The organism is Arthrobacter sp. TS-15 (genome assembly GCF_006964045.1).
Lineage (GTDB): Bacteria > Actinomycetota > Actinomycetes > Actinomycetales > Micrococcaceae > Arthrobacter.
The window spans coordinates 324,972-350,306 of record NZ_SDXQ01000029.1 but is presented as its reverse complement, the minus strand read 5'-3'; the positions used below and the strand labels follow the sequence as shown (position 1 = coordinate 350,306).

Sequence of the window (25,335 nt, the reverse complement as noted above, 5' to 3'; positions counted from 1 at the left end):
ACGGTGGCCGCCGGGTAAATATTCCGCAAAAGTGCAAGACTAGATCAGACTGCACCCCTTGAACACAACATTCACCGAACTAATGTGGCAAGCCATCAGGAGGCAAGACATGTCTGTTATCCGTTTTCTCGCACGTCCCATGCTCGCGTCCAGCTTCGTCGTCGCAGGGCTGGACAAGCTCAGGAACGCGGACGACACTGCGAAGCAACTCTCTCCCGTCCTTCGTCGCGCCTCCGAATCGCTGCCCTTCAAAGCTGACGAAAAGACACTCGCGCGCGTCCTCGGCGGTGCACAGTTGGGCGCCGGCGCTTTGCTCGGGCTCGGGAAACTATCACGCTTTGCCGCCACGGTTCTCGCTATCACTTCGGCGCTGAACTCCTATGTCGAGTGGCGTTCGGCCGACATCAGCACCAAGGAAGGCCGGAGCGCCCGCAAGGCGCAGTTGCTGAAGAACATTTCCCTCACGGGCGGCGTGCTTCTTGCCGCAGTTGATACCGACGGCCGTCCGAGCATTGCCTGGCGGGCAGAACACTTGGCGGCCGATGCAAAAAAAGTGACAGGCAAGCAAATCAAGCGCGCAGACAAAGCAGTTCGCAAGGCCGTAGACAACGCAGTTGGAGCATAAGGAAGCATGACCGGCACCACCTCCGCTAACACCGAATCAGCAAAAGCCGCCACCACGCTGCCCTTGTGGCCGGCGCCTCACGCCAAGGGGCCAGTGGACGCAACGGTGACGGTCCCAGGTTCAAAGTCGCTAACAAATCGGTTCCTGGTGTTGGCGGCTTTGGCGGATGGTCCCTCACGGTTGAGGGCTCCCCTTCACTCGCGCGACTCCGCACTGATGATCCAAGCTCTCCAGCATCTGGGTGCCACCGTCAAGGAGGTACCCGGCGACGGCCACTTCGGTCCGGACCTGGAAATTACTCCGTTGGATCCGGCTGCACCCGGAGCTGAGACGGCAATCGACTGCGGGCTCGCAGGAACCGTTATGCGGTTCGTTCCCCCGTTGGCTGCGCTGCGTCACGGCGTCACAGTCTTCGACGGCGACCCCCACGCCCGCAAGCGGCCCATGGGGACCATCATCGAAGCCCTGATCGCCCTCGGAGTCCCGGTGGCAGCAGATGGGGGCAGGACGCCGTCGTCCCTTCCCTTCGCTGTGGACGGTACCGGCGAAGTTCGGGGCGGCCACCTGGTGATTGATGCCAGCGCTTCATCGCAGTTCGTTTCCGCGTTGTTGCTGGTGGGTGCCCGGTTCGTTGAGGGCCTGCATCTGGAACACGTGGGCAAACCCGTTCCCAGCTTGGACCACATCACCATGACGGTGGAGGTCCTCCGCAGCGTGGGTGTCACGGTGGACGATTCCGTACCCAACCACTGGCGTGTCTCGCCCGGCCCCATCCGGGCCTTTGACCAACGGATTGAACAGGACCTCTCCAACGCCGGACCCTTCCTCGCCGCGGCGCTGGCCACACGTGGCACCGTCCGCATTCCCAATTGGCCTGCCGGCACCACGCAGGTAGGCGATCAATGGCGGAGCATCCTGGCTGCCATGGGTGCAGAAGTAACGTTTGACGACGGAACGCTGACAGTGACCGGCGCGGCCGAGATCAAAGGTGCCGACTTCGACGAAACCAGCGAACTGGCGCCCACGGTCGCCGCATTGTGCGCCCTGGCCAACGGGCCCTCACGGTTGACCGGCATCGCCCACCTCCGGGGACACGAAACCGACCGGCTTGCCGCGCTGGTTGCCGAGATCAATGGCCTCGGAGGCGATGCTGAGGAAACCGCCGATGGCTTGGTGATCCGCCCGGCTGCCCTTCATGGAGGCGTCGTCCACAGCTACGCCGACCACCGCATGGCTACTGCCGGCGCGATCCTTGGTCTGGCCGTCGAAGGCGTACAAGTCGAAGACATCGCCACGACGTCAAAAACCATGCCGGAATTCCCACAGATGTGGGCGGCCATGTTGCAGCAAACAGATGACAGCGACGATCTTGATGAGGCCAGTAACTGACCATGGGCCGTGACGCACGTTCCTGGGACGAATCCGACGTCCGGATCCGTCCCAGCAAAAAAGGATCCAGGCCCCGCACCAAGGACCGCCCCAGCCACGATGACGCCGTGATAGGCAGGATCATCACTGTGGACCGCGGGCGCTACCGGGCAATTGTTGGCGAAGATTCCGCCAATGAGCGGATCGTGATTGCAGCCCGCGCCCGTGAACTGCGGCGAAATCCCGTTGTCCCAGGGGACTTCGTCGCGCTGGTAGGTGACGTCTCAGGGTCGCCCGACACTTTGGCGCGTCTTGTCCGGGTGGAAGAGCGGAAGACGCTTCTTCGCCGCAGCGCTGACGATACCGACCCCATAGAACGGGTAGTTGTAGCCAACGCCGATCAGCTTGTTGTGGTTGTTGCGGCGGCCAACCCGGAACCACGCACCGGGTTTATTGATCGTGCCCTGGTTGCAGCATACGACGCCGGCATCGAGCCGTTGCTGCTGATCACCAAGGCGGACGTCAAGGATCCGGCGGAGCTCCTTGCCAATTACCTGAGCTTGGACTTTCCCGTGATTATCAGCCGTACGGCTGACTCCGAGGCCGGCGGCATTGATGCCCGCTCGGATGATGGACTCTCAGCCCGGCTGGATAAGGACGCCGTATCCCAGCTCCGCTCACATCTAGGTGGCAAAGTCACCGTCATGCTGGGCCACTCGGGTGTCGGCAAATCCACCATGGTTAACGCACTTACAGGGGCGGAGCGCGCCACGGGCGGCGTCAACGCGGTGACGGGCCGTGGCCGGCACACCTCATCCTCGGCCTTGGCGCTGAAGCTGGACGACGCCCCGTCCGGCAGCTGGATTATCGATACGCCCGGCATCCGCTCCTTCGGCCTGGCGCATGTGGACCCGGACCGGATCCTCCATTCGTTCCCGGACCTTGAGCCCGGCACTGAAACCTGCGACCGCGGCTGCAAGCACAGTGCAACCGCCACCAATTGCGGGCTGGATGCATGGGTGAACGATGGCCATGCAGGACCATCAGGAGTAGCACGGTTGGCCTCCCTGCGCCGCCTGTTGGGTGCAGACCCAAGACTCGAGGCGAAAGAGACCAAGGAACTGGGCACCGTCAACTGATCGTTACCGGCTTCACGTCCCCAATGAGGCGAACGATTCAGGATAGTTTGGTGGCATGACCCATCCCGTTTCCACGTACAACGATGACCTGCGCCTGGCCCACGTCCTCGCTGATTCAGTCGATGCCCAGACCATGGATCGCTTCAAGGCACTGGACCTCAAGATCGAAACCAAGCCCGACCTCACGCCGGTCACTGACGCTGACAAGGCCGCTGAGGAAGCTATCCGCGGCCAGCTGTCCCGCTCGCGCCCACGTGATGCGGTCCTGGGCGAGGAGTTCGGCAGCAGCGGCCACGGCTCGCGCCGTTGGATCATCGACCCCATCGACGGAACCAAGAACTTCGTCCGGGGTGTTCCGGTGTGGGCAACGTTGATTGCCCTCGTGGACGACGGCGAACCTGTGGTGGGCGTTGTGAGCGCCCCGGCATTAGGGAAACGCTGGTGGGCCGCCAAGGACATGGGCGCCTACATGGGCCGGTCCCTCGCCTCGGCCACGCGCCTCAAAGTTTCCAACGTCTCCAGTTTGGCTGACGCCTCCATGTCCTACTCCAGCCTCTCGGGCTGGAAGGAACGCGGCAATCTTGACGAGTTCCTGGACCTCACCGAAGATGTTTGGCGCACGCGCGCCTATGGTGACTTCTGGTCGTACTGTCTCGTGGCCGAGGGCGCAGTGGACATCGCCTGCGAGCCTGAGCTGAACCTTTATGACATGGCAGCACTCGTCCCCATCGTCACTGAGGCCGGTGGCCGTTTCACCTCCCTGGAAGGCGAAGACGGTCCCTTCGGCGGCAATGCGCTGGCCACCAACTCGATCCTTCACTCCGAGGTCCTCAAGCGGCTCAACCCCGGCTTGGACGATCTTCTCTAGTCCTCCTGCAAACCAGCAGGAACGGAATATTCGACGGCGGCATCCCCCTTTTGGGGGTCTCCGCCGTTTTTTATTCGACGAAGCGGGCATTTTGGCTCCGACGTAACAAAGGGCTTAACAATCGGCAGCGGCTTTGGAAGGGCCCCCGGACGTGCTTTAGCCTTTTTACAGGTCACGAGTGCCAGCGCTAAACCCCGGTTAGCTGGCCGGCAACCCTCCATTCGCGGTGGGGTGCCCCGGGTGACGACCCGGCCGGTCCGGAACGGATGCGGCAAGCGCGGATTCCCTATGGGGGTCCCTCTTGAGTGAGGTCCTATGAGCACTGTCACGTTCGACTCAAACATCATTCCGTCCTTCGCCGCAGAAACCACAGCAGAGACAGCTGCCGCTGCACGGCCGCTGGCCGCTGTTACCGGCGCCGAGTTGCAAGCGCCCCTGATTCAGGGCGGACACGTTCGCTACGCAAACCTCGACTACGGGGCATCGGCTCCGGCGTTGACCATCGTCTCGGCCTACCTCAACGAAGTCCTTCCCTACTATGCGAGTGTCCACCGCGGTGCGGGCTACGCCTCCCAGATCAGCACGTCGGTGTACGAAAATTCACGGAACATCGTCCGCGAATTCGTTGGCGGGCGGGCAGATGATTCTGTCATCTTCACCCGGAACACCACGGACTCCTTGAACCTGCTGGCCGGCTGCCTTCCGCTGATCAACGGCAAGCCCGCAGGTGAGGTCCTGTACCTGGATATCGAACACCACGCCAACCTGCTTCCGTGGCAGGGCGTCCCGCACCGCAGCGTCGTAGCGGCACCAACCTTGGCCGAGACCCTGGACAAACTCCGCGGGGAGCTGGCTCAAGGCGGTGTTAGCCTGCTTGCGGTAACCGGAGCCTCCAACGTCACCGGTGAGATCCTACCCATCGCAGAGCTTGCTTCCCTGGCCCACCAGTACGGTGCACGGATTGTGGTGGATGCCGCCCAACTCGCACCGCACCGTCGGATCAACATCACCGAGGCAGACGTGGACTACGTGGTCTTCTCCGGACACAAGCTCTACGCCCCCTTCGGTGCCGGCGTTGTGGTGGGCCGTCCCGACTGGCTCGACGCCGGCACTCCGCACCTGGCCGGTGGCGGCGCAGTCCGTGAAGCCCGATTGGACTCCGTTAGCTGGGCAGCAGGCCCTGCGCGGCACGAGGGCGGCTCGCCCAATGTTCTGGGTGCCGCAACCCTCGCCCGTGCCACCCAGGTGCTGGCCGGGTTGGACCAGGACGAGTGGCACGCCCATGAAACCGCCATCCGCTCCTACTTGGTGGAAGGCCTGGAAGCCATCGACGGCGTGACCGTGCACAAGATCTTCACAGACTCCTTGGACACCATCGGTGTGGTCAATTTCTCCGTCGAAGGATTCGACGCCGGATTGGTGGCCGCCTACCTGGCAGCAGAGCACGGCGTGGGCCTGCGGGACGGCCGCTTCTGCGCCCACCCGCTCCTCAAGCGCCTGGGGCTCCCCTCAGGCTCTCTGCGTGCCAGCTTCGGCGTCGGCTCCCGGTTGGAGGACGCTTCCAGGCTGCTCGCAGGCATCCAAGGGCTCAAGCGCGACGGATTGGGTTGGGACTACGTGGTGGACGAGGGCCGATGGGTTCCCGCCAATGACCACCGCACCTACCCCGAATGGGCGCCCAACACTCCGGGCACTGCGGGAGCAGCTCCCTGCACAGTCGACTAGAAAACACACAGTCGACTGGAAACACTGTGGACCAGGCACACTGTGGACCAGGCACACTGTGGACCAGACGTAACGGCCGCTGCGGTAAATTCGTAGGGTACCTACTGGCCATCCTGTGAAGGAGTTCTGCGTGTCCCTGCGTTCCCCGGGCGCCGCAAACAGTGCGGCCGGCATTCCCGGACCCGCTGGACCGCGAGGTCCCAAGCTCCACGCTGCCCGTCGGCGCGAACTCGGCCAGAGCTTCCAGGACGGCGGAGAACACTATGACCGTGTGCGTCCTGGCTACCCACGGGACTCCCTGGATTGGCTCGTTCCTCCCGGGGCAAGGTCGGCGGCCGACCTCGGCGCAGGCACGGGAAAATTCACGGCACTCCTTATCCAGCGCGGACTGGCGGTCACCGCCGTCGATCCTTCCACGGACATGCTGGAGCAACTGCGAAAAAGCTACCCCCTCGTCAACGCGCTGGAGGGAACGGCAGAGGCAACTGGACTGACGGACTCAGCATTCGACGTCGTCAGCGTTGCCCAAGCCTGGCACTGGTGTGAGCCCATGGCAGCGAGCACCGAGATCTCCCGGATCCTGCGTCCCCACGGAGTCCTGGGGCTGATCTGGAATCAGTTGGACACGTCCATTCCTTGGGTACACCGCCTTTCCCGCATCATGCATGCAGGCGATGTCCACAAGCCTGGCTTCCGGCCAGTCATTGGCCCGGAGTTTGGTGGTTTGGAAAGCCACCTGACCCAGTGGGAGGATGCCCTGACTCCTGAGGACATCATGGAACTCACCAAATCCCGCAGCTACTATCTCCGAGCCAACGACGCCACCCGGGCTAAGGTCATGCACAACCTGGAGTGGTACCTCCATGACCATCTCGGTCATGCCCCAGGTGAAACCATCGGGTTGCCCTACATGACGCAAACCTGGCGGGCGTTCAAGATTCAGGGTCCGGCGCCACGGTAGGCTTGGGGTGTGAAGACCAGTACGCCCTCCTCCTCGATTGAGGACTACGTCAAGGTCATCTACTCCTACACGGAGTGGCAGGACAAGCCGATTACGTCGTCCCAGCTCGCCCTGCGCCTCGGGGTGGCAAATTCCTCAGTGTCGGAGATGGTGCGCAAACTCAAGGACCAGGGTTTGGTTGATCACCAGCCCTATAGCGCTATCAGGCTGACCCCTGAAGGCATGCGGCTCGCCCTCTCCATGGTGCGCCGGCACCGGCTCATTGAGACGTACCTTGTTGAGGAACTCGGATACAGCTGGGACGAAGTCCACGACGAAGCCGAGATGTTGGAACATGCGGTGTCCGATACCTTCATCGAACGCATGTCCGCCAAGCTTGGCCATCCTGTCCGGGACCCGCACGGGGACCCGATACCTTCGGCCGATGGATCGGTTGAGCTGCCGCACGCCTACCGAATGATCGAGTTGGATCAGGGCCACTCGGGTCGCATCACACGAATCAGCGACGAAAATCCGGACCTCCTGCGCTACCTTGCCTCGGAGGAGATCTCCCTGGACGCACCGGTGGAAGTGGTGGGGCGTAAACCCTTTGGCGGAGCTTTGGTAGTGCGCATCGGCAGCGGCTCCCGTGGCCGGGAATTCGATCTCGCGGATGAAATCACGTCAGCTCTGTGGGTCCAGAGCTCCGAGACGCACGAAGGCTGCGTTCTTCCCGCCCGCTGAGTCCGTTCGCGCCTGAGCCCGTTCGCGTCTGAGCCCGTGCGCGCCCGAGGTCAGTTGACCTGCCCGCCCGGCCCGCCGTCGTCGGACGCTGTACCAGGTTCGCTGACAGCGGCAGTTGCGGCGTCCTGGACAGGGTTCCGGATTCCGACGGCGGAAACCACCGCCCCGAACAGGAACAGGCCCGCCGTCACCAGCAAAGCGTTATACAGGCCTTCCCGGGTAAAGGCCGGCCCCACAATGACCCCGGCGAAAGCGATGGAGATCAGACCCGCAATACGCGCCACGGCGTTGTTCACCGCCGAACCAATCCCAGCCTCCTCAGACGGGACGGCGCCAAGGATTGCAGCCGTCAGCGGCGCCACCAAGGTAGCCAGCCCGAGGCCAAAGACCACCTGGCCCGGCAGCACCTGCGTCCAGTAGTTGAGGGGGTCCTGAATAGTCAACGACATCAGGAAACCCCCACCACACAGAATCGGTCCGATCGTCATGAACCATCGTGGGCCGTACTTACCGGCAAGCCCACCAAAGTAGGACGCACCCAGCATCAGGATGACCGTCCCTGGTAGCAGCGCCAAGCCCGCCACAGTGGCTCCCATCCCACCCACCTGCTGCAGGTAAATGCCCAGCACAAAGAAACCCAGGGAGATCGCGGCGTAAATGGCCAAGGTAGCGAGGTTACCCCAGGCAAAGTTGCCGATAGTGAAGAGCCTCAGAGGCAACATGGGCTGAGCAGTCCGGGCCTCGTGGAGGAGGAACAAAACCATTGCCGCAATGCCCACCATAAGCGGGATCCACACTTGCGGGCTCCCCCACCCCATCCTCCCCTGTTCGATGAACGCATACACCGGCCCACCCAAGCCGACCATGGCCAGGAATGCTCCCAAGTAGTCGATGCTCTTGCTCTTGTCCCTTGCGGCGTCGGATGCGCGCAAACCCGCAAGCAAAGGCCAGATGGCAACGGCCGGGATGACATTGATGAAGAAGATGACCCGCCAGGACAAAAGGTCCACGGCCATTCCGCCGATCAGCGGACCCACAATGGCCGCGGCACTGGTCCACCCGGACCACTGCCCAATGGCCTTCGACTGCGCCGGGCCGGAGAACGACGAGATGATCATGGCAAGCGAACTCGGAACCAGGAGTGCGCCGGCGATCCCCTGCAACGCACGGGACACCACCAGCACTTCACCGGTCCATGCCAGACCACACATCACAGAGGTGACCGCGAAACCAGCAAGGCCCCATTCGAGAATCCTTGCCCTGCCGAAATGGTCGGACAGTGAGCCGGCAACCAGGATCAACGCCCCTAGGGTGAGCAGGTATGCGTCCACCACCCATTGCTGGATGACCAGCCCACCACCGAGTTCACGCCCGATGGCCGGGAGTGCGAGATTCACCACAAATCCATCAAGGATGGCTATGAACGAAGCCACAATTGCCACAACAAGTACGCGCTTTTGGAGCGGAGTTCTCGGCAGGAGGGCCGCTGCGTCAGTCATGTGCACAGCCTACGCCGGGGAAGTCCCGTATCGTTGAATGGTGATTAGCAGACGTGATGCCGCCTTGGCCCTTGATATTTCGATGGAAATGGCCCAACGCCACGGTATTCCGTCCCGCCTCTCGGAGGCCGACCTCAGGGACATGCAGGACAACCCCCCAGCGTGGTTGGTACAGTCCCGAGCCAACCGAACCGGCAAGCGACCCGTGTGGGTCCATCTGACCTGCGCTGTGTGCGGCTACACCGAGGCCGTTCGCCCCAAGAAATGGTGGCCCGATTTCTCCTTCGTCTTCTGTGGCACCCACCGGAACAGCGAACTGCCCGAACTCTTCCTCGGTGACGTACGCAGCGAATATGAAGGCGTCGGAAGCCGATTCGTCGGTGTAGTGGACGTCCGCAAGGACCAAGGCTAAACAGGGAGCCTAGCCGGGAACTCCTACGCCGGCTGACTCATTTCGGATGGAACGGCAGTGAGCTGGAGGGCCTTGCCATCGCGGAGCACCGTCAACGGGAAAGTTTCGCCGATAGCCTCGGCAAACAGCACTTTCTGCAGGCTTTCAGCGCTGGAAACCGCTCGGTCCTGCGCGCGCAACACCACATCCCCTGCTTGGAGTCCGGACAACTCCGCGGGCGAGCCCGGAATGACCTCCACCACCCGCAGACCCTCCTTCTGGCCGGTCCTAACCACCGCACTCGCATCGAGGGGTATGGGCGTGCTGACCAGGCCCAGGTATGCGCGGCGAACGCGGCCGTCCCTCAGCAGCGACGCGATGATCCGTTGCGTCGTGGTGTTGATTGGTACTGCCAGCCCGAGCCCAAGGCCGGCAACGGCGGTGTTGATGCCCACGATTCGCCCCCTTGTGTCGGCCAGTGCACCTCCGGAGTTTCCCGGATTCAGGGCGGCGCCAGTTTGGATGACATCCTCGATCACACGCCTATGCTCGCCTGCCCTCACGGGAATGGACCGCCCCAAGCCGCTCACTACGCCAGCGGTCACCGAACCGGCCAGGCCCAGCGGATTGCCCACGGCAATCACCAATTGGCCTACCTGCAACGTGTCGGCATTGCCCAGCAATGCCGGCAACGTGGGGTGTCACAGATTCAGCAACGCTTATGACGATCCGGGAGTACGCGTCCAAGGCTTCATGGTCGTCCGCGGCTTGCTCTTCAAATGCTGGATTTGTGCTCATCACGTGCCTCCTGCCAACGCCCTGCCACGCTTAACCGCGATCCTTCGGCGAAGCGCCCAACCAGTACAACGGCCAAGCAGGTGCCGGTAGTCCTGAACGCGCTACGCCGTAGGTGAACGCACCCTGCAGACGGCAAAAAGAAAGCCCCCGGATCACGAGGATCCGAGGGCTTTCAGGGGTGGAGATGGGGGGAATTGAACCCCCGTCCGATGTCGTTTTGTCAGGGCTTCTCCGGGCGCAGTTCGCGTCGGATTTTCTCGGCCCCAGCCATCCTGCGAACAGGTGGCTGATCCGGGCCCAGTCATCTAAGAGTCCCGTTTACCTCAATGACGAAGGCAAACAGCAGTGGCTATCTAAATGACGCCAGGAACCGGGGCGATAGCAACCCCGGGCTGACGGACTGTCTTACTGCTTAGGCAGCGAGAGCGAAGTCAGTGCGCTTAGATTCGGCACTTATTGGTTTGCAGACAGCGTTTACGAGATAATTCTGCATCCTCGGCCCGCTTCACCTGTCGCGACTAACATCGTCGAAACCGATCATCCCCGTATTTTGTTACCAAACCCGCCAAGAGTCTTTGAACTCTCGTCGGACTACTTATCATAACGCATTCATGCAGTGGATCATTCCCCGGACACATGCCACTTAGCGGCGGTTGCGCTCGCGCAACTCACGCAGAGATTCTCGCTTGTCCTGCTGCTCGCGAAGGGTCTGACGCTTGTCATAGTCCTTCTTACCGCGGGCAATCGCGATCTCCACCTTGGCCCGGCCGTCCAGGAAGTAGAGCTGGAGAGGCACGACAGTGAATCCGGACTCACGAATCTTCTGCGAAATCTTGTCCAGTTCATCGCGGTGCAGCAAAAGCTTACGACGCCGGCGGGCGGCATGGTTGGTCCAGCTCCCCTGGTGATACTCCGGGATATGGATACCCTCCATCCACAATTCGTCATTGTAGAAGGTGCAAAAGCCATCAACCATGGAGGCATGGCCCTCACGGAGGGACTTCACCTCTGTTCCCATGAGGGCAATACCTGCCTCATAGGTATCCAGGACATGGTAGTTGTGCCGGGCCTTTCGATTGGTGGCCACTACCTTACGGCCACTTTCCTTGGGCACGGTAGAACTCCTTGTTAGATGCGGATTTCAACTAGTGTACGCCAGCGCGGCGGTGCCTCCGCGCGCCATGCGCACGTTAGAGAAGAGTCATGGGATCCACTGCGGCACCGTTGAGCCAGGTTTCGAAGTGCGCGTGGCAACCCGTCGAGTTACCCGTGCTGCCCGAATAGGCAACGAGTTGCCCCGCCGAAACCTGCTGACCATTCGCCACCACAATGCTGCTGTTGTGGTAGTAGATGGTGGTCAAAGAGTTGCCTTGCACCACACCATGGGAGATCTTCACGCGCCATCCGCCGCCATCGGCAGAGTTCCAACCAGAATTGAAGACCTCGCCCGCAGCGGCTGCGTAGACGGGCGTGCCGCATGCCGCTCCGAAGTCGATCCCTGTGTGCATGTAACCACCGGTGCCATAGAAATCAATGGTGCCCGGTGGTGTCGCCCGCCAGCCAAAACCAGAGGTAATGGGAACAGCGCTGGCGAACGGGTGCCGGAGACCAAACGCCGACGGCGACCCGGCAGGCGGAGGAGAATACGGCGGCTCAGGAGGTGCAGGCCGTCCTTGGGCTGCTGCCGCAGCAGCGGCGGCAGCAGCAGCTGCTTCCGCGATCCGCCGTTGTTCTGCTTCCCATGCTTCCCTCAGCTTCCGGTCGCGCTCCACGATTTCGGCGGCGATCGTATTCTGTTCTGCCTTTACCCGGGCCAGGTTGGCTTCAATGCCGGGTTTCGCGGCCTGAAGTTGCCCATTGAGGCGGGTGGTGTCCTCAATCAGCTTGTCGACTTCAGCTTTTTTGCTCGCAGCTTCATCCCTTGCCGACTTTTCGCGCTCCAGCGCGGCGTCCGCCTTGCTCTTCAGGTCTTGGATTTCTTCCTCAACAGCAACAAGTCTCGCCTGCGAGTTCACATTGGTGGCGTTCTGCTGGGTGAGTTTGGTCATCGCCGCGTTTTGGCTACGCATGGCCTGATCAGCCAAGTCCATGGACTCTGTCAGGCTGCCGGATTCACTGGATCCGAACAGCAGTGCAATATTGGTGGGGACACCACCGGATTTGTACGCCTGTGAGGCGATCTGACCGATCAGCTTCTTGGTGTCGGTGATTTTCTGCTTGTCACTCTCCAGCTGCTCAGTAATCTTGGCCTTGTTCTGCTGGGCAAGTTCAACCCTGGCGGCAAGAGCTTCGACTTCCTTGACCGCACTGGCCACCCTGCCCTGCGCCTCCAGCAGCGCCTGCTGCGCTCCGGGAAGGCGGCCCTGGTAGATCACCAGATCACCGGCAGCCTTTGCGATGTTCGCATCAACAAACTCCAATGACGCTTGAACCCGCGCGGATTCTGCTTCCAAGGCAGCTTGCTGGTCTTCCAGGCTGTCAGCTGTTGCGGTTGGCGCGCCCGATAGCAGACTGACTGCCAAGCCCACAGCGAGGACGGCCCCCAAAAACCGAGCATGGCCTGGCGCAAAGCGCCGGCGCAGGGGGTTCGGGTCCAACGTGGTCATCAGAAGTCCTTTTCGCTTGTCAGCATGGCAGTTATTTCATTCCGGGTATCCACGGTTACACCTTCAGGTAACGCCGAAGGGTCAACAGCGAAGATATACCCGCCAAACCGGCGCCAAGTGCAATCAGGACCGGTGCGATCACCAGGACCTGGGTGGAGGAGATGAACGGAGTATTCAGGAACTGACGCGACAAATCACCATTGAGCCAGAAATGTGCCATCAGCCAGAGAGTGACGGAGGCCAGCAGTGCCCCCACCACGGCCGCTATGACACCCTCAAGGATGAACGGCAATTGGATCACCATCTTTGATGCTCCCACGAGCCGCATGATTCCCGTCTCCCGCCGTCGGCTGAAGGCCGAGAGCCGGATGGTGGTGGTGATCAGCAGGACCGCACAGAAGATCATCACCGCCGCCACGCCGATGGCTGCAACTGATGCCCCGTTCATCCAGGAAAAGATGCGTTCCAGCACCTGCCGTTGGTCGCTGACCGTCTCAACACCGGGCTGCGAAGAAAACGTCTCGCTGATGATTTGGTACTTTTCAGGGTTCTTCATGTTGATGCGGAAGGAGGCCGGCAACTGGTCTTCAGAAACGGAGTCCACAATGGGCGAATTGGAGAACTGCTCCTTGAAATGCTTGTACGCCTCAGCTTGGGACTCAAACTGGAAGTCGTTGATATACGGCTTGATTGCCGGGGATTCAAGCATCGCCTGCAGGTTAGCCTGCTGCTCCTTGGTGGCCGAACCCGAAGCGCACCCGACCGCCGTCGAGCCATCGTTGCAGAGGAACACCGCAACCTGGACTTTGTCGTACCAAAAGCCCTTCATCTGGTTGATCTGCATCTGCAGCATTCCTGCCGCACCGACGAACGTCAGGGACACAAAAGTCACCAGGACCACGGAAATGACCATGGAGAGATTCCGGCGCAGGCCACTGCCGATTTCCCCCAGGATAAACAAAAGCCTCACAGCTGTGCCCCCTGCGCACGGTTAAGTTCCTCGCCGCTGGCATCCCTGAGCCGGCGCGACTCGCCAACCACCGGAATCATCGAGGTGTACAGTGCCTTCGCTTCGTCGCGAATAACCTTGCCGTTCTTAAGTTCCACTACGCGGCGGCGCATTTCATTGACGATGTCGTCGTCGTGGGTTGCCATGACCACCGTGGTCCCGTTCTGGTTGATTTTGTCCAGGACGCCCATGATTCCCATTGAGGTAATGGGGTCGAGGTTTCCGGTCGGTTCGTCGGCCAGCAAAATGCCGGGACGGTTGACGACGGCGCGAGCAATCGCCACGCGCTGCTGCTCGCCACCGGAGAGTTCATGGGGCATACGACGTTCCTTGCCCTCCAAGCCAACGGTCTTCAAGACCTCCGGCACTGTCTCCCGAATAATGGAGCGACTCTTACCTATCACCTGCATCGCAAAAGCTACATTCGCGAACACATTCTTCTGCGGGAGCAACCTGAAGTCCTGGAAGACAACACCGATTCCGCGCCGAAGCTTTGGAACACGCCAGCTCGAAATGTTGGCAACGTTCTGGCCCGCGACATACACCGAGCCGGACGAGGCTTTGTCCTCCTTCAGGATCAGCCGAAGGAAGGTGGACTTACCAGAGCCTGAAGCGCCCACCAGGAAGGTGAATTCGCCGCGGTTGATCTCAAGGCTCACAGAGTCGAGCGCCGGTCGGGCATTCTGCTCATAGACCTTGGTGACATTCTCAAATCTGATCATGGCCCTTTAGAACCCCGCCGGACATGACGTAGCCGCCCAGTCCAACAGCCGGAGCGCGGGCTTTCGATGGGGGAAGTGAGAGCACCGGCCACTCGACTATACGCACGGGGCAACTGTAATTCCGCAGCTTTCAAAGGCGTGTCGCGGAATCCGAAGACTCATGTGGTTCATGTGGCTCACATGAGGCAGCCCAACTCCTAGTTGGCTGCCGCGTTTCGGTTTCCGGTACGCCAGCGGATGCCGGCGTCGATGAAGTCATCAATGTCGCCGTCAAGTACGGCCGAGGTGTTGCCCACTTCGTGTTCCGTCCGCAGGTCCTTGACCATTTGGTAGGGATTCAGGACGTAGGAGCGCATTTGATCGCCCCAGGACGCCTTGACGTCTCCAGCCAGGGCTTTCTTTTCGGCGTCCTGTTGTTCCTTCTTAACCAGCAGCAATCGCGACTGGAGCACACGCATGGCGGCCGCACGGTTTTGAAGCTGCGATTTCTCATTCTGCATGGAGACCACAATGCCCGTAGGGATGTGTGTCAGCCGCACGGCGGAGTCAGTGGTGTTCACGGACTGCCCACCCGGACCCGACGAGCGGAAGACGTCAACACGGATCTCGTTATCCGGGATCTCGATCGAGTCCGTCTGCTCGATCAAGGGAATGACTTCTACCGCAGCGAAGGATGTCTGACGGCGTCCCTGATTATCAAAGGGACTGATGCGAACCAACCGGTGCGTACCGGCCTCGACGCTCAAGGTGCCGAAGGCGTAGGGGGCCTTCACTTCGAAGGTGGCGGATTTCAAGCCCGCTTCTTCAGCGTAGGACGTATCCATGACGGTGGTCGGATAGCCGTGGCGTTCAGCCCAACGCAGGTACATCCTCATCAACATCTCGGCGAAATCGGCTGCATCAACGCCACCGGCTCCGGCCCTGATGGTGACGACGGCTTCGCGTTCGTCATACTCTCCGGACAGCAGCGTAGTAATTTCAAGCTCAGCCAGCGCTTTGCGGATGGAGGAAAGTTCCTTGGCCGCTTCGGACATGGAGTCCTCGTCGCCCTCGTCCTGGCCGAGTTCCACAAGGACTTCGAGGTCGTCAATACGGGACGCAAGCTTGGACAGGCGCTCAACTTCAGACTGCCTGTGCGACAAACGCGAGGTGATGACCTGGGCGGAAGCAGGATCGTCCCAAAGGTCCGGAGCCCCTGCCTGCTCGCTCAGCTCAGCGATCTCAGCCTTGAGGGCATCGACATCGGTGACGTTTTCAATGGAGCTGTACGTTGCTCGAAGTGCGCGGATTTCCGCGGGAAAATCAATTTCAGCCATGATCATCCCAGCGTACGCTATCCATTGCACTCCCCGATGGCTCCCCTAACCCCGTGCCCGTGGGGCACTCCCCCATAGCTCCCCGCCCGGCGGATTATTACTGGGTCAGTCGGGATCGGGCCGTCGCTTTCGCCTCGATGAGAATCCCATCCGGTAGAAGAAAACTGACCACGGGAGGGCGCACGACGGCGGTGAGGACCACTACGGCAGTCCCGCCAGGCTCACTTCCGGTACCTTCCGCGACAGCCAGGTTTTCATGCCGGGATCCGGCATTACCAGCTCTCAGGTACGACTCCGTTGCGGCCAGCACTCTCGCTTCGACCAAGGAGGGGGAGGGGAAACTAGCTCCACCGACGTCTCCCGCCACGAAGGAATCCGCTGCCGTGAGCGCGGCACCGTCAGCCAGGGACAGCAGCTTCTTGTGTTCCAAATAGACCGTGGAAGCAGCCATCACCACCGAGGCGAGGAGAAGGGACAAGAGGACGAAGCCAACAATGAGAACCGTTATTTGGCCTTCTTCCGAGGCCCCGCTCCTCGACGAGACCACTCTCACCGGTAACGCCCCACAACCTGCGACGCTGATGCGCTGAGTCGGCTTGCCTTCAACTGCAGCGAGTCCCCGAACGGCATTAGAGGCAGCGAAACGTCCAGGCTTACCGTCACAGTCACCGTTGTACCCGCCGACGAACAAACCGCACGATCACACTCGATCGCCACGCTCGCTAGTTCGGGCGAATAACCGTAGTCCTTGAGGGCAAGGAGCACACTACGCTCCGCCGCAATCCTCGCCATGGCCGGGTCCGATTGAGTCACGAAGACTTTTGCTGCTTGATCCGCAGCACCCACCACCGCAAAGGATCCGCCTTGGACTTGACCTACGGTTACTACGAAATAGACCACAGGAACCATGAGCAACAACGCGAGGAACGTAAATTCCACGACGGCGCTTCCCCGTTGACGTTCAGGATTCTGAAGTCCAGGATTCTGAAGTTCAGGAGTCGCAGAGCCATCAGACGCGCCGCCAGGCGATCTGGCCGGCGAGCACAAGGCCTGGCGCACCCTTTGCCGGCAAGCGGCCAGCACAGCCTTTGGCGCGTCAACCCGGGAGATCCGCATGTCCCTTGACCTCCAACATCCCACCAGGACCGATCAGGCCAACAACAGGCAAGGGTGCCTTCACCGTAACTTCCAAGGTTCGTATCCCATCAATACTGACTTCAGTCGACGTGACGTCACGGGCAAAATCGTGGTTCAAGGCGCCACCGATCAACTCAGCGGTCCTGGCCCGGGCATCCATGAAAGTGCGGTCCGACAACGCCCCGTAACGCGCACCCGACGCCGCTGCATCAATGAGTGTGTTCCGCACATGCAGGACCAGCATGAGTTGAACAATCGACATAAAAAACATAGTCAGCAATGCACCAACCAACACGAAGTCAACCACCGCGGATCCGCGCTCCTTTGCGGCTCCGGCTGGCCCTACGGAAACACGGTCGTGGGTGATCCATGTAGCACGTTCCATCACGCGCGCTACTTGCCTACCTTGCTCATTGCCTGATTGAAGAGGTCGCTCAGCGCCGGCGTGGCGATGGCAAGAAGTCCTGCCACGAGGATCGCGGACATGAGGGTGATCATCACCCAGCCCGGTACGTCACCACGTTGGCGGTCATTCCGCAGCGGCAACGCTCTGCGTGTGATCAGCCCGAACAACCAAGAGGAGCCGAGCAGCAGGAGTGATAGTACGGACAGTTTGCGTGCACTTTGTTTCATGATTTTCCTTAAGGTTTCGAGAAGTGTTGACGTGTTGTGGCGTCTTAGTGCGTGGCGCGTTAAGCGACTACCTAGGTGGCTTGATGGCTGGACGTCAAAGGCTCATTTCCAATGCAGCGATAGCAGGGAAAGCGGCGAATACTACGGTCAGGGGCAGCACTCCGAAGACGAGCGGCACCATCATGGCAATTTCTTTTCGCCCCGCGGACTCCATGAGTTCCCGCTGTGCGGCATCGCGGACGTCCGCCGCCTGCGCCCGGAGAACGTCTGCCAAGGGCGTCCCGCGTTCCACAGCCACCACCAGTCCGTCGATGAACCTGACCAAAGGTGGCAGTTCCGCCCTTGACGAGAAAGCCTGGAGCGCCTCAGTCAGGGGCTTACCGGATCGTGTATCCGCCAGGATTGTGGCGAACTCCCCGGAGAGCTCACCGTTGGAGCTCCGACTTACCCTGTCCATCGCGCCCATTGCGCTCTCCCCCGCAGCGACGGCGAGCGCCATCAACTCCGCGAGGCTGGGAAACTCAGACAACATCCTTGATTCGCGTCGTTTGATCGTCTGCCCCAACAGATAGTCGCGCAACAGGTAACCGCCCAGTGCGCTTCCGATGACCGAGATGCAGGACACCACCGGGCTGAACCGGCCGGCACTGGCGCCGGCAACAACCACGATGACAGCAAGCACAAAAGCGACTCCGGCCCAAAGAAGCTGCTCGGCCCGGAAGTCCAGCGTTGATTTAGTTGAACCGGCACGGGCAAGGCGCTTTGCAAGGGCGGTGGAGCCTACGTTGAAGCGGGACATGGAGGAGACCGCATCGCGGATGATAGGCCGGAGTATTCGTTCCAGGGGTCCAAACGGCGTGAGATTGTGCGTGGGCCTGCGGAGAAGGCGTGATTCGAGATTCTGCGACTTCAACTGCGGTTCGATGCGCTCGGAGAATCTCGTTCCCCGCATGAACGGGAGCCTCGCCAGGATTAACCAGCATCCGGCACCCAGAAGCAGGCCGCACAGCAAGGCTAAAGCGGTTGACGTGTTCATCCGAAAACCCGCTCGTCCTCTGGCAAGGCGCCGACCCGAAGCATCACGGAGTAGCAGAAAGCAGAGACCACAAGGCCTCCAAGCAACACCATGGCGCCGATGCCGGAGTTGAACGCAAGCATGGCTTCAGGCCTGCTTGTCATGACCACCAAAACTATCCAGGGCGCGGCTACGGCGAGTCTGGCTGCATTGATGGTCCATGATTGACGGGCTTCAAGCTCGCTACGCGTCCGTGCGCTATCACGAAGGAAGCCCGACAAAGTCCCCAACATCCGCCCGAGGTCGGAGCCGCCCACTTCGCGGGTCATTCGCAAGGCCTCGATGATGCGATCGGCCACGGGATCAGCGAGGCGCTCTTTGAGTTTGTTCACCGCAGCCTCAAAATTGCCGGTGGCTCTGTAGTCGGACCCGAAATCCAGGAACAATTCCCGCAGTTCTTCGGGCCCGTTGTGTCCCAGCTGTATCAAAGCCTCCGGTAGTGCGAGACCGGCACGGATCGCTGAGCGCAAGTGGTCCACTACGTCCGGCCATAGCTGCCGCAGTGCGTTCCTGCGCTTCCCCGCCCGCCAACGCACAATGGCAAAAGGAACCCAGGAGCCGAAAATTGCGAAACACAGTGCAATTGGCGGGGATCCTGTCAGCACATAAAACGCAAGCAGTGCAAAGAGGCCAAATCCGGCGCAGGTTAGCAGGAGTCCGCCACCGGAAACTTTCTCGATTCCTGCTGACATCAGGAGAAGGTCCAGGCGTCGGGGTCTGTGTCGTTTGGGTTCAGAGGGTGGCTGGACCCACGTGGACCACCACACGAGAAAGACTCCCAAGCCGGCGATGATCCCCAGGAGAGGCGCCATCAGTTCGACTCCAGCAGGGCAGCCACGTCAAAGCCTGCACGCGCAAACTTTTCCGCTGCAGGCATGGAGTTGGCCCGGGGCTGCAGCCGCCCCGCAACCATCCCGAAAACTCCGGAGGACTCGATGATCCCGTTCTCCACCCTCCGTCCCAGGGACAGGATCTCTGTCACCTGCCTGCGCCCGGTTGAATGACGACCGCAGTGCACTACGAGGTCAATGCATGATGCGACAGTCGGCACCACGAAGGCGCTTGAAATATTAGCCCCGGCCAAGAGCGGGAGGGTGCAGATCTTGGTGACAGCGTCATGGGCGGAATTGGCGTGCACAGTACACATCCCGGGTAAGCCTGAGTTCAGTGCAATGAGCATGTCCAGGCTTTCCGCTTCGCGAACCTCTCCTACTATCAAGCGATCAGGACGCATTCGGAGCGCTTCCTTGACAAGCCGCCGCAGAGGAATTTCGCCCTCACCCTCAAGGTTGGGTTGGCGGCATTGCAAACCCACCACGTCGCGCAGAGGCAGCTGTAGCTCAAAGATTTCCTCAACAGTGATGACGCGTTCACGGGAACCGATGCTTGAAGCCAGGCAGTTCAACATGGTGGTCTTCCCCGCTTGGGTTGCCCCCGACACCAGAATGTTCAATCCGCTGGCTACCGACGCTCCCAGGAATCTGGCAGCCTGGGGTGTCAGGCTGCCGAGCTCAACCAGATGTTCGAGCCGGCTTGCCCTTGCGATGAACTTCCTGATGTTAACAGCCCAGTGCTTTCGGGTGATGTCCGGGATCGCTACATGCAATCTGGAACCGTCCGGAAGGGCCGCGTCCACAAAAGGGGACGAAAGATCCACACGGCGCCCGGAACTCTTGAGCATCCTTTCAACAAGATCGTGCACTTGCTGCTCACTAAGACTGATGGCCGTCAGCTCGGACTCCCCATTGCGGGCCACGTAGATTTCGTGCGGCGCGTTGATCCATACCTCTTCAATTCCGGGATCATCCAGAAGTGGCTGCAGGGGGCCAAATCCGGCCACCGCATCAAAGATTTGTTGTCGGGCGGCCTCGAGCTGTCCGAGCGAAGGCAGCGGGCCCAGTAATGCCCGTTCGTCGTAATCGTTGACTGCGGCGTCCACTAGGAGCCGCACGTCCTTGGCTTGTTCCAATGGATCCAAGCCGCGGCGTCGTATGAGCTCCCGGACTTCTCCTTCGACGATTTCTACAGCATCCACATCTTTCCCCGATGATCGCGAGCACGTAAACGAGAGGCGCATCTCGAGTTCTCACGCTAGGCGAGCGGATTCGGGGCCTCAAGTTGCCGTGAAGCGCATGTGGATAACTGTCACCAACTGTCACCTCAGCATCGTCAATCCCACTAGTCACTCCAGTTTCGGAATGTTAGGGTAAGCCCGTTAGGAGCTGGCCTTTGGTCTCATGCGCAAGCGCCCGCCCTGGAGCTTGTCCGCAAGCCACCCCATGCGCCGCTGAGCCGCGGTACAGGGCCGGATGTGAAAATGAACATTAAGTCGATGGACCCGGTCCGCCGCATCACGCTGGCACGTGCAGCCCTGGCGCTCACTCTCGCCTTGGTGGGGGGAAGTTGCCTTGGGGCGCCTGCAGGGGCCCAGACCCCCGGACCGCAACCGGCTCCGCAGTCGGAAGCCCAGGACACTTCGCCATCGCAGGGTCCCCGCCCGGCCGGAAACGGTTCCGGATCAGCGACCCCCGGCAGCGAGTTGCCGGGTAATACGTTGGTACCCAAGCAGCAAGAGCCGCTACCCGCCGTCGAACCTTCACCAGCTGTTGCACCGCCGCAAGCCTCGAAGGCCTTGGGGCAGGGTGAAGCCCAACGGCCGACGCCCCAGGCAACGCCTGGCACCGCACCCAATGCCGATGCCATGAAAGCGGCCATGCGGGCAGCAATTCCGGCCGGTGGCGCTGAAATGGGCCAGCGATCGCCAAGGGTGTTGTCGTCAAAGCAACAGAGCGCAAGTGCACCGCCTTCGGGAGCACGTTCAATAGGCGGAGCAGTGAATTCGGTGGTTCCCATGGCGGCCGACCCGGGTCACTGGCGCCCAACCATCGGCATCGCCGGGCAGGATGTCAGCGCCCACCAAGGCAACGTCAACTGGCAAAGCCAATGGAACCAAGGTTCCCGATGGGCCTACGTCAAGGCGTCCGAAGGCAACTACTACCTCAATGAAAACTACACACAGCAGTACAACGGCTCCCGTGACGTAGGCATGGTCAGGGGCGCCTACCACTTCGCTATCCCCAACTGGTCATCGGGCGCGGACCAGGCCAGGTACTTCGTGGCAAACGGTGGCGGTTGGACTGCCGACGGTTACACCCTCCCGCCCGTCCTGGACATCGAATACAACCCCTACGCCGGACGCACCATCAACGGCTTCTACTTCGGCAACACTTGCTACGACATGTCTAAAGCCCAGCTCGGACAATGGGCGGCTGATTTTGGTAACACCGTCAAGGCCCTCACCGGCCGCTTCCCTGTCATTTACAGCACCACCGATTGGTGGAACACCTGCGTAGGGAACCCGACCTTCGGAAACTATCCGCTGTGGCTCGCCTCCTATTGGAACAACCCCACCAACTCGCCCGGGAACATGCCCGTCAGTTGGGACAACTACACCATGTGGCAGTACAGCAGCACCGGTCCCTTCGAAGGTGATTCAAACATCTTCAATGGCACCTATGACCAGCTTCGAACCTTCGCGCGAGGCGCCTCCCGCCCTTCCAGCCCTTCGATCCGATCCGGGGCCGACCTACTCGCCGTCATGCCCTCCGGGCGCCTGGACAATTTCCCGGCGGACGGACAGGGCCGCATCACAGGGCCGGTAGCCATAGGGTCCGGTTGGGGAACCGCGCAATCCGTCCACGTCGTTGACTGGAACCAGGACGGCGTCCAGGACATCCTCGCTCAATGGTCGGATGGCTCGCTCCAAGTCTTCAGAGGAACGTCGGGCGGCGGTTTCCTCACTCCGATACTCGTGGGAACAGGGTGGCAGGAGATGTCGCTGACCGTGGGATGGTGGAACTCCAAGGACGCATATCCCGGTGTTATTGGGCAGGATGGCAAAGGAAACCTCTACCGCTATACGAATGCCGGCGCGGGCGCCCTCAGCGGCGGCGTGCTGATCGGGACCGGATTCGGTGGGCACCAGTTCAACCAATTGGACTTCGACGGTGACGGCAACCAGGACATCGTCTCCCGAACCAACGATGGCACTATGCGCCTCTACCGTTCAAACGGCGTAGGTTCGTTCTTTGCCGAACCGAGCCGGGTGATTGGAAACGGCTGGTCTGCCATGACATCGGTGAGCTCCGCAGCCGGTTTCAACGGCGCCGGTTCGCAGGGACTTCAAGCCCGAACCGCCAACGGCGACCTTTACTACTATCCTGCGGTCTCCGAGTCCTGGGGTAACCGCTTCCTCATCGGCGTGGGCTGGAATGACGCAAACGTCATCAGTGGAGCGCCTGTCAACGTCGAGGCAACTCTGGGAGTCGACACGCAAGACGTCGTCGCTGCCCGCCAGGACGGCAACCTGTACCGATACCCGGGATCAGGTTCCACTTCCTTACTGCCTGCCGAACTTATCGGCGTACAGTGGACCGGCCTAAAGGCAGGTTTCCTGACAGACTGGAACAAAGACGGCGCCTTGGACATCCTTGCGCAATGGAATGACGGGCGGCTCAGCGTCTACCCGGGGTTCAAGGGTCGTGGCTACGGGGCCCCGATCAGCCTCGGCACCGGCTGGAAGGACTGGACCCTCACAGTGGGTTCGTGGAAGAAGTCCGATGCCAGGCCCAGCATCGTAGGATACGACCCCTCAGGTCGTTTATTCCATATCAGCAACCCGTCCGGCGCAGGATTGGGAGCGCGCGTGCAGATTGGTACGGGTTGGTCCGGCTTGAGCATCATCCAGGTGGACTTCGACAAAGACTCGAATATGGATCTGCTGGCTAAGAATACTGCCGGCGAGTTGGTGCTCTACAGATCAAATGGCAGTGGATCATTCGTGCAGGAACCGGCCAACACCGTGGGGGTCGGCTGGAACGTGATCAACAGCTATGGAGCCATCCGTGGATTCGCCGGAGCCGGGTCCACCGGAATCCTGGCACGGACAACTGGCGGCGATCTGCGTTACTACCCTCTGGGACAGAAGGGAAGCTGGGGCACGCCCACCAGGGTGGGCACCGATTGGGGCGCTCTGAAAATTTTCACCCCCGCCGGTTAGGCCCCCGCCGGTTAAGCCCCCCCCGGATCGGCCCAGCTCAGCTGAGGTCCCGGAATTTGAGAAGGACCTGCACGCTCCATAATTGAGCGTGCAGGTCCTTTCGCATTTGGAAAAACTCTCTAAAGGAAACAAATAATGTTTCGGTCGAAGGACGGGGTCTAAATCACGGGGTTGCGTGATCTAATGAAGGTGGTCTCACGTATTGGCTGTTCAGCGCATTCGGGAAACGGGCTTTGTTTGGGGGCAAACGAAGGTCACCAATGCGCACAATCAAGGAGTGATCTTTCATGGCGTTTACCGTTTCAACGGCCAAGGTCAGCATTTCGCCGCCGCTTGACGTCAATCCCTACATGGCGGGGTACGGGACTCTCGACGGCGGCCGGGAGGCCACCAGCAGTGCACCCTACGAATCATTGTGGGTTCGTGCGATCGTACTGTGGGAAAACGGCTCCCCCAACCTGATCATGAGCGTGGACATTCTTGCCCTCCCCAGGTCTATCCACCAACGGGCCCGGCAACGGATCCTGGCGCTGGCGGGCTGGTCCAACGGCGACATCCTGATCCAGTCCACGCACACCCACAACGGACCGGCCGTGGTGGACACCCTGCATCCGTTCATGTGCTATGGGTTGTCGGATCTGTCCATGGTGGAGACGTACAGCCAGCATTTGGAGAACGATCTCGTACAGGCTGCCAGTGAAGCGCTGAACGCAGCCCAGACGCCGGTCACCTTGGACTACAAAGTCACCACTGCCAGCATCGCGTACAACAGGGTGGGATTGCCCTATCTTGAGAACACTGTTCCGGTCATCGTCGCGCGCAAGCCAAACGGCAACGCCGCTGCGGTTATTTTCAACTACGCTTGCCACCCTGTGGCCGCTGGTATGCGCACGCTTTTCGACGGCGATTATCCCGCCGGAGCATGCAACTACATCGAAAACACCAACCCCGAGTGCTTTGCCTTGTTCCTCCAGGGAGCGGCTGGAGACCAGAACCCCATGGGAGTGCCCAGCTGGGAGCTGAGGGATGAGTATGCCACCACCCTCGGCGCTGCTGTTGACCGGGCCATGCAAACACCGGGAAGGTCCATTGGCAGCCCCCTCCAGACCAGCTATCAGGAAGTGCAGATCCCGCTGGACATCACGCCCACGGCCGGGAACATGGCAGCGGTACGCGCCGCTTACGCTTCCCGTCTGCCCAATCTGGACGGAAACCCGGCGTGGTACGGCCGCCATGCCCAAGTCATGATCGGTCGAATCGATAGCGGCAGCTATGAGACGTCGGTTGTCTGCCCGTTCCAAGTGTGGAAGTTCGGGGGCAGCCCTCAGCTGAGGATCGGAATCGTCGGTGGAGAGCTGGTCAGCGGCTATGCCGCATACTTCCGTGGAAGATTCGGAGGCGCCAACGGAGTGATTGTTGGTGGTTACGGAAACGAGTCCTGCTACTACGTCCCCAGTGCGCAGTTCCTGCCACCCTATTCATCCGGGGGCAGCTACGAGGGCGGCTGGGATCCTGACCATCCGGGCATTGCGGGAGGCTCCATGACCGTTTACGGACACATCGGCCACTTCCGGGGTGGAACAACAGGCGTTGAAGCAACGGTCATCAACACCCTGAACTCGATGTTCGCCTGAAAACCATCACTGCGGAAGGCCCTGGTCCAAGGAGCAGGGCCTTCGAC

At 60.9% G+C, this 25,335-nt stretch carries 23 protein-coding genes, 1 other RNA gene, 1 pseudogene and 1 riboswitch; of the genes and pseudogenes, 10 read left to right on the top strand and 15 right to left on the bottom strand.

Annotated features, from left to right (window positions below):
• The first annotated feature begins 109 nt into the window (after positions 1–109).
• From EU811_RS11840 to EU811_RS11810, 7 genes are all read left to right on the top strand, one after another.
• Positions 110–625 carry a DoxX family membrane protein gene (locus tag EU811_RS11840; protein ID WP_142938596.1) on the top strand — a complete coding sequence of 172 codons (516 nt, stop codon included), beginning with the start codon at positions 110–112 and terminating at the stop codon, positions 623–625.
• Positions 626–631: 6 nt separating this feature from the next.
• Positions 632–2,014, top strand: coding sequence for a 3-phosphoshikimate 1-carboxyvinyltransferase (gene aroA / locus EU811_RS11835; protein WP_142938595.1), 1,383 nt, complete (start codon positions 632–634; stop codon positions 2,012–2,014).
• Between the two features lie 2 nt (positions 2,015–2,016).
• Complete coding sequence (rsgA, locus tag EU811_RS11830) at positions 2,017–3,132, top strand: ribosome small subunit-dependent GTPase A (RefSeq protein WP_142938594.1); 1,116 nt, start codon at positions 2,017–2,019, stop codon at positions 3,130–3,132.
• Between the two features lie 55 nt (positions 3,133–3,187).
• A complete protein-coding gene (hisN, locus tag EU811_RS11825; RefSeq protein ID WP_142938593.1) occupies positions 3,188–4,000 on the top strand; it encodes a histidinol-phosphatase in 813 nt (270 codons plus the stop codon).
• Positions 4,001–4,170: 170 nt separating this feature from the next.
• Positions 4,171–4,284, top strand: a riboswitch (SAM riboswitch).
• Between the two features lie 31 nt (positions 4,285–4,315).
• Positions 4,316–5,725 (top strand): aminotransferase class V-fold PLP-dependent enzyme, encoded by a 1,410-nt coding sequence (locus EU811_RS11820; RefSeq protein ID WP_142938592.1) that lies wholly within the window; start codon positions 4,316–4,318, stop codon positions 5,723–5,725.
• Positions 5,726–5,861: 136 nt separating this feature from the next.
• Entirely contained in the window at positions 5,862–6,686 is an 825-nt protein-coding gene (locus EU811_RS11815) for a class I SAM-dependent methyltransferase (protein ID WP_238703395.1), read from the top strand.
• Between the two features lie 9 nt (positions 6,687–6,695).
• A complete protein-coding gene (locus EU811_RS11810) occupies positions 6,696–7,409 on the top strand; it encodes a metal-dependent transcriptional regulator (protein WP_142938590.1) in 714 nt (237 codons plus the stop codon).
• Between the two features lie 50 nt (positions 7,410–7,459).
• On the opposite strand, the gene EU811_RS11805 is transcribed toward EU811_RS11810, so the two are convergent.
• A complete protein-coding gene (locus EU811_RS11805; RefSeq protein ID WP_142938589.1) occupies positions 7,460–8,914 on the bottom strand; it encodes an MFS transporter in 1,455 nt (484 codons plus the stop codon).
• A 31-nt stretch (positions 8,915–8,945) separates the two neighbouring features.
• Here EU811_RS11805 and EU811_RS11800 point away from each other — a divergent pair, with 31 nt between their 5' ends.
• The gene (locus tag EU811_RS11800) at positions 8,946–9,320 is read left to right on the top strand and encodes a hypothetical protein (RefSeq protein ID WP_223940528.1); all 375 of its coding nucleotides are present in this window, start codon (positions 8,946–8,948) and stop codon (positions 9,318–9,320) included.
• A gap of 23 nt (positions 9,321–9,343) precedes the next feature.
• Here EU811_RS11800 and EU811_RS11795 read toward each other — a convergent pair.
• The 14 genes and pseudogenes from EU811_RS11795 to EU811_RS11730 form a co-directional block, all read right to left on the bottom strand.
• Positions 9,344–9,988 (bottom strand): annotated as a pseudogene (locus EU811_RS11795) (S1C family serine protease); the annotation flags it as partial.
• Positions 9,989–10,273: 285 nt separating this feature from the next.
• Positions 10,274–10,642, bottom strand: a transfer-messenger RNA (tmRNA) gene (gene ssrA, locus EU811_RS11790).
• Between the two features lie 98 nt (positions 10,643–10,740).
• On the bottom strand, positions 10,741–11,211 hold the full coding sequence (gene smpB, locus EU811_RS11785) for an SsrA-binding protein SmpB (RefSeq protein ID WP_017198498.1): 471 nt from the start codon (positions 11,209–11,211) through the stop codon (positions 10,741–10,743).
• 76 nt (positions 11,212–11,287) lie between these two features.
• Positions 11,288–12,703 (bottom strand): M23 family metallopeptidase, encoded by a 1,416-nt coding sequence (locus EU811_RS11780; protein ID WP_142938588.1) that lies wholly within the window; start codon positions 12,701–12,703, stop codon positions 11,288–11,290.
• 55 nt (positions 12,704–12,758) lie between these two features.
• The gene (gene ftsX, locus EU811_RS11775) at positions 12,759–13,673 is read right to left on the bottom strand and encodes a permease-like cell division protein FtsX (RefSeq protein WP_142938587.1); all 915 of its coding nucleotides are present in this window, start codon (positions 13,671–13,673) and stop codon (positions 12,759–12,761) included.
• Positions 13,670–14,434: a cell division ATP-binding protein FtsE gene (gene ftsE, locus EU811_RS11770; protein WP_017198501.1), complete on the bottom strand. Its 765-nt coding sequence runs from the start codon at positions 14,432–14,434 to the stop codon at positions 13,670–13,672. The genes ftsX and ftsE overlap by 4 nt, the downstream gene beginning before the upstream one ends.
• Before the next feature lie 197 nt (positions 14,435–14,631).
• Positions 14,632–15,750, bottom strand: coding sequence for a peptide chain release factor 2 (gene prfB / locus EU811_RS11765; protein ID WP_142938586.1), 1,119 nt, complete (start codon positions 15,748–15,750; stop codon positions 14,632–14,634).
• Between the two features lie 97 nt (positions 15,751–15,847).
• Positions 15,848–16,303 carry a pilus assembly protein TadG-related protein gene (locus EU811_RS11760; RefSeq protein WP_142938585.1) on the bottom strand — a complete coding sequence of 152 codons (456 nt, stop codon included), beginning with the start codon at positions 16,301–16,303 and terminating at the stop codon, positions 15,848–15,850.
• Entirely contained in the window at positions 16,300–16,689 is a 390-nt protein-coding gene (locus EU811_RS11755) for a hypothetical protein (protein WP_308196338.1), read from the bottom strand. Before EU811_RS11755 ends, EU811_RS11760 begins: the two co-directional genes overlap by 4 nt.
• A 157-nt stretch (positions 16,690–16,846) precedes the next feature.
• A complete protein-coding gene (locus EU811_RS11750; protein ID WP_142938583.1) occupies positions 16,847–17,272 on the bottom strand; it encodes a TadE family protein in 426 nt (141 codons plus the stop codon).
• A gap of 8 nt (positions 17,273–17,280) precedes the next feature.
• Positions 17,281–17,520, bottom strand: coding sequence for a hypothetical protein (locus EU811_RS11745; RefSeq protein ID WP_142938582.1), 240 nt, complete (start codon positions 17,518–17,520; stop codon positions 17,281–17,283).
• A 94-nt stretch (positions 17,521–17,614) separates the two neighbouring features.
• Positions 17,615–18,556: a type II secretion system F family protein gene (locus tag EU811_RS11740; protein ID WP_142938581.1), complete on the bottom strand. Its 942-nt coding sequence runs from the start codon at positions 18,554–18,556 to the stop codon at positions 17,615–17,617.
• Positions 18,553–19,407, bottom strand: a complete 855-nt coding sequence (locus tag EU811_RS11735; protein WP_142938580.1) for a type II secretion system F family protein — start codon at positions 19,405–19,407, stop codon at positions 18,553–18,555. Before EU811_RS11735 ends, EU811_RS11740 begins: the two co-directional genes overlap by 4 nt.
• A complete protein-coding gene (locus tag EU811_RS11730) occupies positions 19,407–20,630 on the bottom strand; it encodes a CpaF family protein (RefSeq protein WP_142938579.1) in 1,224 nt (407 codons plus the stop codon). Before EU811_RS11730 ends, EU811_RS11735 begins: the two co-directional genes overlap by 1 nt.
• A gap of 282 nt (positions 20,631–20,912) precedes the next feature.
• Here EU811_RS11730 and EU811_RS11725 point away from each other — a divergent pair, with 282 nt between their 5' ends.
• Together EU811_RS11725 and EU811_RS11720 are read left to right on the top strand one after the other, a co-directional pair.
• Positions 20,913–23,654 (top strand): GH25 family lysozyme, encoded by a 2,742-nt coding sequence (locus tag EU811_RS11725; RefSeq protein WP_238703389.1) that lies wholly within the window; start codon positions 20,913–20,915, stop codon positions 23,652–23,654.
• 287 nt (positions 23,655–23,941) lie between these two features.
• Positions 23,942–25,288 (top strand): hypothetical protein, encoded by a 1,347-nt coding sequence (locus tag EU811_RS11720; RefSeq protein WP_142938577.1) that lies wholly within the window; start codon positions 23,942–23,944, stop codon positions 25,286–25,288.
• Positions 25,289–25,335: the final 47 nt, after the last annotated feature.

What these genes read in the sequence shown, in the direction of transcription:
- EU811_RS11840 (WP_142938596.1), top strand. Translation starts at nt 110, where the DNA reads ATGTCTGTTATCCGTTTTCTCGCACGTCCCATGCTCGCGTCCAGCTTC.
- aroA (WP_142938595.1), top strand. Translation starts at nt 632, where the DNA reads ATGACCGGCACCACCTCCGCTAACACCGAATCAGCAAAAGCCGCCACC.
- rsgA (WP_142938594.1), top strand. Translation starts at nt 2,017, where the DNA reads ATGGGCCGTGACGCACGTTCCTGGGACGAATCCGACGTCCGGATCCGT.
- hisN (WP_142938593.1), top strand. Translation starts at nt 3,188, where the DNA reads ATGACCCATCCCGTTTCCACGTACAACGATGACCTGCGCCTGGCCCAC.
- EU811_RS11820 (WP_142938592.1), top strand. Translation starts at nt 4,316, where the DNA reads ATGAGCACTGTCACGTTCGACTCAAACATCATTCCGTCCTTCGCCGCA.
- EU811_RS11800 (WP_223940528.1), top strand. Translation starts at nt 8,946, where the DNA reads ATGGTGATTAGCAGACGTGATGCCGCCTTGGCCCTTGATATTTCGATG.
- EU811_RS11780 (WP_142938588.1), bottom strand. Translation starts at nt 12,703, where the DNA reads ATGACCACGTTGGACCCGAACCCCCTGCGCCGGCGCTTTGCGCCAGGC.
- ftsE (WP_017198501.1), bottom strand. Translation starts at nt 14,434, where the DNA reads ATGATCAGATTTGAGAATGTCACCAAGGTCTATGAGCAGAATGCCCGA.
- prfB (WP_142938586.1), bottom strand. Translation starts at nt 15,750, where the DNA reads ATGGCTGAAATTGATTTTCCCGCGGAAATCCGCGCACTTCGAGCAACG.
- EU811_RS11750 (WP_142938583.1), bottom strand. Translation starts at nt 17,272, where the DNA reads ATGGAACGTGCTACATGGATCACCCACGACCGTGTTTCCGTAGGGCCA.
- EU811_RS11745 (WP_142938582.1), bottom strand. Translation starts at nt 17,520, where the DNA reads ATGAAACAAAGTGCACGCAAACTGTCCGTACTATCACTCCTGCTGCTC.
- EU811_RS11740 (WP_142938581.1), bottom strand. Translation starts at nt 18,556, where the DNA reads ATGAACACGTCAACCGCTTTAGCCTTGCTGTGCGGCCTGCTTCTGGGT.
- EU811_RS11735 (WP_142938580.1), bottom strand. Translation starts at nt 19,407, where the DNA reads ATGGCGCCTCTCCTGGGGATCATCGCCGGCTTGGGAGTCTTTCTCGTG.
- EU811_RS11725 (WP_238703389.1), top strand. Translation starts at nt 20,913, where the DNA reads ATGAACATTAAGTCGATGGACCCGGTCCGCCGCATCACGCTGGCACGT.
- EU811_RS11720 (WP_142938577.1), top strand. Translation starts at nt 23,942, where the DNA reads ATGGCGTTTACCGTTTCAACGGCCAAGGTCAGCATTTCGCCGCCGCTT.